This window comes from Streptomyces sp. SID14478 (genome assembly GCF_010548525.1).
GTDB lineage: Bacteria > Actinomycetota > Actinomycetes > Streptomycetales > Streptomycetaceae > Streptomyces.
In genome coordinates this window covers 1-9,395 of the sequence record NZ_JAAGMG010000109.1, presented here as the reverse complement: position 1 = coordinate 9,395, position 9,395 = coordinate 1, and the positions used below count along the sequence as shown (strand labels likewise).

Here is a 9,395-nt window from a genome sequence, read left to right as displayed (position 1 = left end):
CGTGCGCGAGCGGGGCCGCGCGGCCGACGCGTGGCGCCGGCTGCGCCGCAACCGGCTGGCCCTGACCGGCGCCGTGCTCGCCGCGCTCTTCGTCCTCATCGCCGTCTTCTCGTCGCTGCTCACGCCGTACGACCCGGCGCAGCCGGACTTCGACAACGTGCTGGCCGCGCCGAGCTGGGCGCACTGGCTGGGCACCGACGACCTGGGGCGTGACCAGCTCTCCCGGGTGCTCGTCGGCGTGACCGCGTCGATGCAGGTCGGTGTGCTGGCGGTGGTGCTCGCCTTCGCCGTGGCGGTGCCGCTCGGGCTGCTCGCGGGCTACTTCGGGAAGTTCGCCGACACGGTGGTCTCCCGGATCACCGACACGATGCTCGCCTTCCCCTTCCTGGTCCTCGCCGTTGGCCTCGCCGCCGTCCTCGGCCCGTCGCTGAAGAACGCCACCATCGCCATCGGCATCTCGCAGATCCCCGCGATCATCCGCATCACCCGCGCCGAGGCCCTGCGCCTCAAGCACCTCGACTACGTGGGCGCGGCCCTCGCCAACGGCGCCGGGAACGGCACCATCCTCTTCCGGCACATCCTGCCGAACGCCACGTCGGCGCTCATCGTGCAGGCCACCGTCGGCGTCCCGTCCGCGATCATCGGCGAGGCGGTGCTGAGCTTCCTGGGACTCGGTGTGCAGCCGCCCTCCCCGTCGCTCGGCGTGATGCTCTCCAGTGCCCAGCCGTTCATCGCCACCGCACCGTGGATGGCCGTCTTCCCCGGCCTCGTCATCGTGCTGGCCACGCTCGCCTTCAACCTGCTGGGTGACGGCGTCCGCGACATCCTCGACCCCCGTGGAGGCTCCCGGTGACCCTCACCGAACCGTCGTCCCCGGTCCGCCCGAGTGACGCACCACCCGTGCTCAGCGTCCGGGACCTGACCGTCTCCTTCCAAGGGCCGGACTCCACGGTCCACGCCGTCGACGGCGTCTCGTACGACCTGCGCCCCGGCGAAGTCCTCGCCGTGGTGGGGGAGTCGGGCTGCGGCAAGTCCGTCACGTCGATGGCGGTCATGGGCCTGCTCCCGCCGACCGCCCGCATCGGCGGCTCCATCACCCTGGACGGAGCCGAACTGGTCGGCGCGAGCGAACGCACCCTGCGTTCGCTGCGCGGCCGCCGCCTCTCCATGATCTTCCAGGAGCCGATGACGTCCCTGAACCCGGTGCTCACCGTCGGACGTCAGATCACCGAAGTCCTCGTCCGCCACCAGAAGTTGAGCAAGGGCGACGCCCGCGCGCGGGCCGTCGAACTGCTCGACCTCGTCGGCATCCCGGCCCCCGACCGCCGTATCGACGAGTACCCGCACCAGCTCTCCGGCGGCATGCGGCAGCGCGTGATGATCGCCATCGCGGTCGCCTGCGACCCGGCCGTGCTCATCGCCGACGAGCCGACGACCGCCCTGGACGTCACGGTGCAGGCCGGCATCCTCGACGTGCTCAAGTCGCTGCGGGACCGGCTCGGCACCGCCATCGTGCTCATCACGCACGACCTCGGCGTCGTCGCGGAGACCGCCGACCGGGTCCTCGTGATGTACGCCGGGCGCCCGGCCGAACAGGCCTCCGTCAAGGAGCTGTTCGGCGCGCCGAGCCATCCGTACTCGCGTGGTCTGCTCGGCGCCGTGCTGCGTCCGGGCAGCCGGACCCCGCAGGGGCGGGCGCGGCTCAACGAGATCCCGGGCCTCGTGCCCGACCTGCGGACGCAGCCCGACGCGTGCTCCTTCGCGCCGCGCTGCACCTTCGCACAGGACGACTGCCGCACCGGCCGCCCGCTGCTGCGGACCCTTTCCGGCACCCACCGGATCGCCTGCCACCACCCCGCAGCCACCCCCACATCCGAGGAGGAGACCCGATGACCGGCACGGACACCGTCACCCCTGTGCTGGAGGTGCGGGACCTCCAGCGTCACTTCCCCGCGCCGACCGGCGCCGTGCGCGCCGTCGACGGCGTCTCGCTGACCATCGGCCCCGGTGAGGTCGTGGGCCTGGTGGGGGAGTCGGGCAGCGGCAAGTCGACCGTGGGCCGGTGCGTGGTCCGGCTCGACCAGCCGACGGGCGGCGAGGTCGTCATCGACGGCACCGACGTCACGGGGCTGTCCCCGCGCCGGATGCGGCCCCTGCGCAAAAAGGTCCACCTGGTCTTCCAGGATCCGTCGTCCTCGCTCAACCCGCGCATGACCATCCGTCAGATCATCGCGGAGCCCCTGCGGTTGCACGGCCTGGCGACCCGGGCCGAGGCCCACCGCCGCGTTGACGAACTGCTGGCCCAGGTCGGCCTGCGCCCCGAACTCGCCGACCGCAATCCGCACCAGCTCTCCGGCGGTCAGCGCCAACGCGTCTCCATCGCACGGGCGTTGGCGGTGGAGCCCGCGCTGCTGGTCGCCGACGAGCCGACCTCCGCGCTGGACGTCTCGGTGCAGGCGTCCGTCCTGAACCTCCTCGCCGACCTCCAGCGCGAGAAGGGCTTCGGCTGTCTGTTCATCACGCACGACCTCGCCGCGGTGGAGTACCTCGCCGACCGGATCGCCGTGATGTACCTGGGCCGCATCGTCGAACAGGCCCCGGCCGTCGAGCTGTTCGCCGATCCCAAGCACCCGTACACGCAGGCGCTGTTGTCCGCCGCGCCGGTCCCCGACCCCGAGGAGCAGCGCGACCGCGACCGCATCGTGCTGACCGGCGACCTCCCGAGTCCGCTCGACCCGCCGACCGGCTGTCACTTCCACACGCGCTGCCCGCTGGCGACGGACAGGTGCCGCACCGAGGCGCCGCAGCTGCGCACCCTGGCGGCACGACAGGTGGCGTGCCATCTGGTGGCGGAGGACGGCACGGCGCCGGACGCGAGGCAGGCGGCCACCGTCTGACGGCCCGCGTCACGTACGAAGGGCCGGACCACCTCCACGGTGGTCCGGCCCTTCGTACGTGAGGACGTGGTCAGCCGACCAGCTGGAGCTGGTCCGCGACGACCTGGCCCGCGTGCAGGACCGTGCGGTCCGTGCCACGGTCCATGACGGCGGAGGCCACGCTGTCACCGTCGACGAGGACCAGGTCGGCGGCGTCGCCGACGCTCACGCCCGGGCGGTCGGCGGTCGAAGTGAGCCGCGCCAGCGACGGGTCGAGGATCGCGTGACCGCCGCGGCTCGCGACGGCCCAGCAGTGCTCGATCAGCTCGTCGGGGCGGAAGCGGCTGGTGAAGGCCAGCTGCCAGGTGCGGTCCAGCATGTCGCCGTTGCCGTAGGGCGACCAGTAGTCGCGCTGGCCGTCCTCGCCGAGGCCCACCCGCACGCCGGCCCGGGTCAGGTCCACGAGCGGCAGGGCGTGGGACTGCTGCGCCGGGGCGATCGTCGCCATCGAGATGTCCAGTTCCGCGAACTCCTCGATGAGGCGCCGCCGCGTGGCCTCGTCGACGGTGCCCAGTTCGTAGGCGTGCGAGAGCGTGACCTTGCCGTGCATGCCGAGGGCGCGCGTGCGCTCCAGGACGAGGTCGGTGCTGAACACGCCGAGGTGGCCGGGCTCGTGGAGGTGGATGTCGACCGGTGCCTGGTGCTTCTCGGCGAGGCCGAAGACGATGTCGAGGTGGCGGACCGGGTCGCGGTCCAGCGTGCACGGGTCGATGCCGCCGACGACCGCGGCGCCGGAGGCGAGGGCCTGGTCCATCAGCTCCGGGACACCTTTCTCCAGGAGCAGCCCGGCCTGCGGGAACGCCATGATCTCGACGTCCGCGCGGTCCTTGTGGGCCTCCTTGGCGGCCAGCACGCCCTCGAACCGCTCGAGCCCGCTGTCGGCGTCGATCTGCGCGTAGCTGCGCACCCGGGTGGTGCCGCGCTCGATCATGCGGCCCAGCAGGTTCGTGGCGCGCTCGGCGACCGGCGGGTCCTCGCGCCAGTGGGCGCGGTCGTTCATGGTCAGGCCCCAGACGCCGGGCTTGCCGGTGTGCTCGCGGAACGGCAGGCCGATCCGGTTGGAGTCCAGGTGGCAGTGGACGTCCGAGAAGGACGGCATGGCGAGGCGGCCGCGTCCGTCGACGCTCGTCCCCTCGTCCTCGCGGGCCGGGTCGTGCGGTGCGATCGCGGCGATGCGGCCCTCGCGCACGAGGATGTCGGAGGCCGCGGCGCCCCACGGGCGGACGTTCCTGATGAGCATTGCTGGTGGTTCTCCTTGTGCTGGGTGATTCTCGGCCGTCGTCGTGGTGGCCCCCTCAGGGAGCGGGGTCCACGAACGCGGGGAAGGTGGGCGGGAAGAGTTCGTCCGCGGTGCGGCCCCTGACGTCCCGTTCGCCGTAGGCCGCGCGCATCGTGGCGAAGAGGGACTGTGCGCGGCGGCGCAGCCCGTCGGTGTCGATGCCGGGCACGTGACCGTCCACGAGCACGGGGCGGCCGTTCACCACGGAGTGCGTGGCGTTGCGGGCGGTGCCGTTGAGCAGCAGTGTGCGTACGGGGTCGTCGAGGACGCCGTCGCGCAGGTCGTCGAGACGGAACGCGACGAGGTCGGCGCGGGCGCCGGGCGCGAGCCGCCCGAGGTCGGGCCGGCCCAGGGCGCGGGCTCCGCCCAGGGTGGCTGCCTCGACGTAGGCCTCGGCGGAAGCGGCGTCGGCCCGGCCGTCGACGACCTTGGCGAGGTGGACGCCGACGTCCATGCCGCGGATCAGATCGGGCGGGAACGAGTCGGTGCCGAGGCAGAGGTTGAGGCCGGCGCGGCGGTAGGCACCGAAGGAGTGCAGCACGCTGCCGTAGCGCAGGGAGGTCTGCGGGCAGTGCACGACGGAGACGCCCGCGAGCGCGGCGAGATCGCCGCGGTCCTCGCCGTGCACGTCGGGGTGGCGATCGATGACGAGGCCGTGCGGGACGAGCAGGCGGGTGTCCAACAGGCCCGTGCTGCCGAGGAGTTCGAGGGGCGTGCAGTCGTGCAGCCTGTGGACGGCCTCGCGTTCCTGGAGGCCTTGGAGGCAGTGCAGCCGGACCGGCACGTCCCGGCGCAGGGCCAGTTCGGCGGTGGCGCGCAGGAGTTCGGGGGTGAGCGTCTCGATGCGGCAGGGCAGGAGTGCGGCGCGCACGAGGGGATCGTCCAGCTGCTCGACGTGGTCCAGGAAACGTTCCGCCTCGCGCAGGCCGGCGCGGCCCCGCTCCTCGTCGAAGACGATGTCGCGGCGACCGTCCGGACGCACGACGTTCACCCCGGAGCGGTAGCTGGGGCCGAGGTAGCCGCGCAGGCCGATCCGTCGTGAGGTCGCGGCCAGGTCGGCGAACTCGTCGAAGGTCTCGGCCCAGGAACTGTGCACCTCGGAGGCGATCGGCATGTACGTGGTGATGCCGTGCAGGGCGAGTTGGACCAGCGCGTACTCGCGGACCGCGGACCGCTCGGCGGGGGTGAACACGTCCCGGCTGCGTCCGGCGTAGGCGTGCGACCACTGCAGGCCGGGGCCGCGGTCGGGCGAGGCCCAGGAGTCGAGGAGGAGATGGTCGATGTCGGCGAGCGCGTCCAGGTCGATCAGGCCCGGCATGACGAGGTGTTCGCCGAGGTCGATGTCCTCGTCCACGGCTCCGTCCCAGCGGTGTCCCACATAAAGGAGGGTGTCGTCCTCCCACACCACCTCTCCGTCGCCCAGCAGGACGTGGCGCCCGTCCTGGTGAGCGAGTACGTGGGCGGCGCGCCAACGGGTGCGCACGGGGGCCTCCTGGTGTCGGGTGCTCCGCGAGACCCTAACACTTGGGATACCAAATGGAGTTTCGCTGGGTGGCCCAGTGTCGGGAGAGTGCCGATTCTCCCCGTAATGACGGGGATCGCGGCAGCGGAATGAACGCACTCGGTATACAAAAAGTGCCGCTGTGCGTCGCCCGCCGGGATGTCGGCGGAACACGTGGGGGATCTTCGATGCGAAAATGACGGAATGACAGGCGTTGAGGAATTCACCCCCGAGTCGGAGCGGGTCATGCGCACTCTGCGCGACGAGATCATCGACGGCACCCGAGCGCCGGGCAGCAAGCTCGTGGAGCGGGAGGTCGCCGCCGAGCTGGGGGTGAGCCGGCTGCCGGTCCGTGACGCCCTGCGCGGCCTGGTGAACGAGGGCCTGGTGACGCCGCGGCCGCGGACCTGGGCCGTGGTGCGCGAGTTCACCCCGTCCGACATCTCCGATCTCAGCGAGGTCAGGTCGGCCCTGGAGACGCTCGGGTTCCGGCTCGCGGCCCAGCGGCGCACCCGCGCGGGACTCACGAAGCTGCGGTCCGACCTCGACGCCGAGCGCGAGGCGGCCGACAAGGGGGACGGCGCGGGCGCCCGGCGGGCGGCCGCGGACTTCCACGAGACCGTCACCGAACTCGCCGACAACGCACTGCTCAGCGAGCTGGACACGACCCTGCGCAGCCGCATGCGCTGGCTGCTGGGACAGCACGACGACTTCGCGGCCGTCACCGAGGAGCACGAGGAGCTGTACCGCGCGATCGAGGCGCGCGACGTGGCGCACGTCCAGGTGCTCGCCGAGCGCCACCAGACGACGAGCCGGGACAAGGCCGCGGCCCACCAGCGCCGGGCCGCGGACCAGTAGCCGGCGCCTCAGGCGCCGCTGTAGCGCGTCAGGCGCGGCATGCGCAGGGCGAGCAGCGCCAGGAAGGTGATCAGCAGCAGGGCGCTCAGGAAGGTGGTCGTCGCCACGCCCGTGTACTGCGCGGCCGCCCCGAGCGCGAGCGAGGACAACGGCATGACGCCGATGGCGAGTTCCTGGACGCCGAGCGCGCGCCCCTGGACGGACGGATCGGTCGTCATGAGGAGCAGGGTGGTCTGCAGCACGCCGAACGAGGCGCTCAGTACGCCGATCCCCGCCATGACCGCGAAGGACAGCGCCACCGTGTGCGAGAGGGCGAACAGGGCCCACAGGGCGGCCCACCCCGCGGTGCCGAAGACGAACAGGCCGCCCTTGAAGCGGAAGTCACCGAGGGCGGCGATCACCAGGGAGCCGACGAGTCCGCCGACTCCGCCGCAGGTCAGGAGCCAGCCGAGGCCGTCGGCGTCGAGGCCGAGCGACTCCTTGGCGAACACCGGCATGAAGGCCTGATGGATCGGCCACAGCAGGACGTTCGCCGCGAGGGTCACGGCGAGGACGCCGGCGGTCAGGCGGCTGCGCAGGATGGACCGCAGCCCGCTCGTGAGCATGGTGGACACCGGCTCGACGCCACCCTGCGGCGCCACCGACCGGTGCACGCGGCGCAGCGGGCGCAGAGCGGCCAGGGACACCGCGTACCAGGCACCGGAGATCCACAGGGCCGCCGAGGCGCCGAAGGCGCTGATCATCGCGCCGCCGAGAGCGGGTCCGATCACCTGCGTCATGTTCATCGCCATGGCGTTGAGCGCGTTGGCGTTGCTCAGGTTGCCGCGGCCCACCAGATCGAGCACGAGCGCGGAGCGCGAGGGCTGCGAGGGGGACTGCGCCAGTCCGGTCGCGAAGCCGCCCAACACCAGAACCCAGTAAGGGACTTGGTGGAAGGACTGCAGGCTCGCCACGACCGTCGCGGCGGCCAGCGCCCAGGAGCAGGCGACGGTCAGCAGCCGTATCCGGTCGTAGCGGTCGGAGAGGACTCCCGCGAACGGACCGAGGAGCATCGGCGCCAGCCGCGCCGAGGTGAACACCGCCAACAGGAACTCGGAGCGGGTCGTCTCGAAGACCATCCACCCGAGCACCATCGTCTGCGTCCACGCGCCGCCGAAGAAGAACACGTTGGAGATCCACAGCGCGCGGAACCCCTTGCTGTCACGCAAGGACGCGAGCGGGCCCGACCGGCCGCGGGTACGGGACTCGGACGTGACCTTCGGCTTCTGCCGCAGCACGGCGGGGCTCCTCTGCTGTTGTTCCTCGGTTGTTCCGCGGCCGCTCCGGGCCGCGTGCGGCGACCGCGAAATGGTATACCGGCAAGATCGTCCGTGACGTCTACTTGTCCGTGACGTCTACTTGTCCGTGACGTCTACCTGCCGACGAAGACGACCCCGCCGTCGACGTCCGCACGGATCTCCGTGCCGACCGTGCGGGCGAGGAGGTCGTCGAGCCGGTCCAGCGGGCCGATCAGCGCCCGGCCGCCGGCCTGCGCGACCCGGATCGCCGCCTCGACCTTCGGCTGCATCGACCCCTCGGCGAACTGCATCGTCGCCAGGCCCTCGGGGGAGGCGGTGAGGATGTCGCGCTGCTCGGGGGTGCCCCAGTTCTCGCTGACGAAGTCGCCGTCGGTGAGCATGATCAGCATGTCCGCCTTGAGGTCCGCCGCGAGCGCCGCGCTCGCGGCGTCCTTGTCGACGACGGCCTGCATGCCGATCTGGCGGCCCTTGGAGTCGGTACGTACCGGCACTCCGCCACCGCCCACGCACACCACCAGCGTGCCGTTGTCGAGCAGCGTGCTGACCAGCGGCGCCTGCATGATGCGCAACGGGTGCGGGGACGGCACGACACGGCGGAAGGCGCCGCCGTCCTTGGCGATGGTCCACCGGTACTCGGCGGCGGCCTCGGCCGCGTCCTGCGCCGAGTAGGTCGGGCCGATCAGCTTGGTCGGACGCTCGAAGGCGGGGTCCGACTCGTCGACCTCGGTCGTCGTGACGAGGGCCGCCACTTCGCGGTCGCCGGCCAGCGCGTTGGTCAGCTCCTGCTGGATGACGTATCCGATCATGCCCTGCGTCTCCGCGCCGAGGATGTCGAGCGGGTACGCGGCCACGTCCTGGTAAGCGAGGTTCTGCAGCGCGAGCAGGCCGACCTGCGGGCCGTTGCCGTGCGTGATGACGACCTCGTGCTCGCGGGCGAGGCCGGCCAGGGCCTGGCAGGCGCCGCGGACGTTGGCGCGCAGTCGGTCGGCCGTCATCGGCTCCCCGCGCTTGGCCAGTGCGTTTCCCCCGAGGGCGACGACGATGCGCATGTGATGTCCCTTGCTTGTACTTGTGTTCGCGTACTGGACGCAGAATGGTATACCAATGGCGTCAGCCCACAGGGATACCGCTCGGCGAGGGGAGGAGGCGACGATGCGCCACGGCGAACCCGTCATTCCGCGCGTGCGGTCCGGTGACGCACGCCTGCTCGACGTGCTGCGCACGGCCGACGGCACCGGGTCGGTCCACTCCGTCTTCACGCGCGTCGTCAACCTGCTCACCCCGCAAGGGATGTTGATCGCGCTCGCGTCCCCCGAGGCCGGCGACGCCCCCAGGACGCTGGTCACCGACGTCGAGGACTGGACCCGGCACGGACTGGCCGCGGGGCAGGCCGTCGCCTTCGCCCCCGGCACCCTCACGCTCGCCGCCACCGGCCGCACCCTGCGCCTGACGACGTCCGGCGCCCTCGCCCGACACCTCGTCGCGCCCTCCCTCGCCCACCTCGCCCCGGGCCGGATCGCCGC

Annotated in this window: 9 protein-coding genes; 5 read left to right on the top strand and 4 right to left on the bottom strand. The window is 72.1% G+C overall.

Annotated features, from left to right (window positions below):
- Position 1 precedes the first annotated feature (1 nt).
- The 3 genes from G3I40_RS04525 to G3I40_RS04515 are packed head-to-tail and all read left to right on the top strand — an operon-like array spanning position 2 to position 2,897.
- Positions 2-853, top strand: a complete 852-nt coding sequence (locus G3I40_RS04525) for an ABC transporter permease (RefSeq protein WP_164300851.1) — start codon at positions 2-4, stop codon at positions 851-853.
- The gene (locus tag G3I40_RS04520; RefSeq protein WP_164300850.1) at positions 850-1,893 is read left to right on the top strand and encodes an ABC transporter ATP-binding protein; all 1,044 of its coding nucleotides are present in this window, start codon (positions 850-852) and stop codon (positions 1,891-1,893) included. Before G3I40_RS04525 ends, G3I40_RS04520 begins: the two co-directional genes overlap by 4 nt.
- Positions 1,890-2,897, top strand: a complete 1,008-nt coding sequence (locus G3I40_RS04515) for an oligopeptide/dipeptide ABC transporter ATP-binding protein (RefSeq protein WP_164300849.1) — start codon at positions 1,890-1,892, stop codon at positions 2,895-2,897. Before G3I40_RS04520 ends, G3I40_RS04515 begins: the two co-directional genes overlap by 4 nt.
- A gap of 70 nt (positions 2,898-2,967) precedes the next feature.
- Here G3I40_RS04515 and G3I40_RS04510 read toward each other — a convergent pair whose 3' ends face one another.
- Both G3I40_RS04510 and G3I40_RS04505 read right to left on the bottom strand, forming a co-directional pair.
- A complete protein-coding gene (locus tag G3I40_RS04510; RefSeq protein WP_164300848.1) occupies positions 2,968-4,176 on the bottom strand; it encodes an amidohydrolase family protein in 1,209 nt (402 codons plus the stop codon).
- A 55-nt stretch (positions 4,177-4,231) separates the two neighbouring features.
- The gene (locus G3I40_RS04505; protein ID WP_164300847.1) at positions 4,232-5,698 is read right to left on the bottom strand and encodes a chlorohydrolase family protein; all 1,467 of its coding nucleotides are present in this window, start codon (positions 5,696-5,698) and stop codon (positions 4,232-4,234) included.
- A gap of 222 nt (positions 5,699-5,920) precedes the next feature.
- Here G3I40_RS04505 and G3I40_RS04500 point away from each other — a divergent pair, with 222 nt between their 5' ends.
- Positions 5,921-6,574 carry a GntR family transcriptional regulator gene (locus tag G3I40_RS04500; protein WP_164300846.1) on the top strand — a complete coding sequence of 218 codons (654 nt, stop codon included), beginning with the start codon at positions 5,921-5,923 and terminating at the stop codon, positions 6,572-6,574.
- Between the two features lie 8 nt (positions 6,575-6,582).
- On the opposite strand, the gene G3I40_RS04495 is transcribed toward G3I40_RS04500, so the two are convergent.
- Complete coding sequence (locus tag G3I40_RS04495; protein WP_164300845.1) at positions 6,583-7,851, bottom strand: MFS transporter; 1,269 nt, start codon at positions 7,849-7,851, stop codon at positions 6,583-6,585.
- 134 nt (positions 7,852-7,985) lie between these two features.
- Positions 7,986-8,921 (bottom strand): carbamate kinase, encoded by a 936-nt coding sequence (locus G3I40_RS04490; RefSeq protein WP_164300844.1) that lies wholly within the window; start codon positions 8,919-8,921, stop codon positions 7,986-7,988.
- A gap of 103 nt (positions 8,922-9,024) precedes the next feature.
- Here G3I40_RS04490 and G3I40_RS04485 point away from each other — a divergent pair.
- Positions 9,025-9,395 (top strand): hypothetical protein (locus tag G3I40_RS04485; protein WP_203643445.1); only part of this gene is annotated, 371 nt, incomplete at its 3' end.